Source organism: Streptomyces acidicola (assembly GCF_009377235.1).
Lineage (GTDB): Bacteria > Actinomycetota > Actinomycetes > Streptomycetales > Streptomycetaceae > Streptomyces > Streptomyces acidicola.
On the sequence record NZ_VMNX01000529.1, the window covers coordinates 1 to 1,229 of the forward strand.

2 protein-coding genes are annotated in these 1,229 nt (G+C 70.1%); both read left to right on the forward strand.

Annotated elements, in window-relative coordinates; genetic code table 11:
• Positions 1–450: 450 nt before the first annotated feature.
• On the forward strand, positions 451–642 hold the full coding sequence (locus FPZ41_RS46605) for an SPOR domain-containing protein (RefSeq protein ID WP_131563975.1): 192 nt from the start codon (positions 451–453) through the stop codon (positions 640–642).
• 46 nt (positions 643–688) lie between these two features.
• Positions 689–1,105 (forward strand): (deoxy)nucleoside triphosphate pyrophosphohydrolase, encoded by a 417-nt coding sequence (locus FPZ41_RS46610; protein WP_152870945.1) that lies wholly within the window; start codon positions 689–691, stop codon positions 1,103–1,105.
• The last annotated feature ends 124 nt before the right edge of the window (positions 1,106–1,229 follow it).

Consider the following 1,229-nt stretch of genomic DNA (forward strand, 5'->3'; position numbering starts at 1 on the left):
GCCCTGGGGGTCCAAGGGGCGCAGCCCCTTGGCGGGGTCGAAGGGGCAGCAGCCCCTGGGGATGGGACGGGTAGGGGCGGCGGGGGCGAGGAAACGTGGGGAACCCGGCCCAGGTCGGCCCACACGCACCGCGGCCCGACCAAGTGACCTCTTCCGGGCCGCAGTTCGAATCTGGCCGTTCTCGCAGGGGCGCCGTCGAACGCGCCCGGCGCACCCCGTCGCCGCCCTCGCCTGCTCGATCGCTGCTCGCGGGAGCGCTAAGGGGCGCGCATGGGGCGGTCGACGGCGCGTTCGACGGGAAGCGCCCCCTCCGCCATGGCTGGTTGCGTACCTCTTTGTGCAATTACGTATTCGCTGAGTAAAGGTAAGGCGTACGCTCGGGCATATGCGGATTGCGGTTTCCTTAGGCGGGGCGCGGCGAGAGCCGAGGGCGGGAAGTGGAGGGGCGCGATGAACGACGGCACGATCACTCTCCCTTGGCTCGTCATACGGCAGGACGACAACGGCAATCGCTACCGCGTGGGCAGGTACGCGACCAGGGCCGAGGCGCAGAAGATCGCGGACAGCCTCGACAGTCGCGGACACAAGCAGCTCTACTGGGTCGAGCGCATCGGGCAGAACGGTCAAAGTGGGGGTAACTGACCGGCTCCCGCTCGGCGTCCTGGCCCACTCCCGTAGGCTCCCGCGCATGACCGAACCGATCGTGGTGGTGGGAGCCGCCCTGCTGAGCGGCGGACGCCTGCTCGCCGCGCGCCGCAGCGCCCCGCCCGAACTGGCCGGACGCTGGGAACTTCCCGGCGGCAAGGTCGAGCCCGGCGAGACCCCGCAGGACGCCCTCGTACGTGAACTGCGCGAAGAGCTCGGCGTGGAGGCGGAACCCGCCGAGCGTGTCCCCGGTGAATGGCCCCTGAGGGCCGGCTACGTGCTGCACGTGTGGACCGCGCACCTCCTCTCCGGCGACCCCCGGCCCCTTGAAGACCACGACGAGCTGCGCTGGCTGACCCCCGACGAGGTCTGGGACGTCGACTGGCTGGACCAGGACGTCCCGGCGGTCATGGAGGCGGCACGGCTGGCATGGGGAAGGGACGGGTCCGGAGTGCGCTAGGGCCTGTACGGAGTCGTGATCAGCGACTTGGCTGAAGGCTGCGGATCCAGATGACGGCGCCTCGTAGGTGGAGTCCGGCAAGGTAGCTCTCGGGGGTCTTGTCATAGCGGGTGGCAATGCCGCG

What these genes read in the sequence shown, in the direction of transcription:
- FPZ41_RS46605 (WP_131563975.1), top strand. Translation starts at nt 451, where the DNA reads ATGAACGACGGCACGATCACTCTCCCTTGGCTCGTCATACGGCAGGAC.
- FPZ41_RS46610 (WP_152870945.1), top strand. Translation starts at nt 689, where the DNA reads ATGACCGAACCGATCGTGGTGGTGGGAGCCGCCCTGCTGAGCGGCGGA.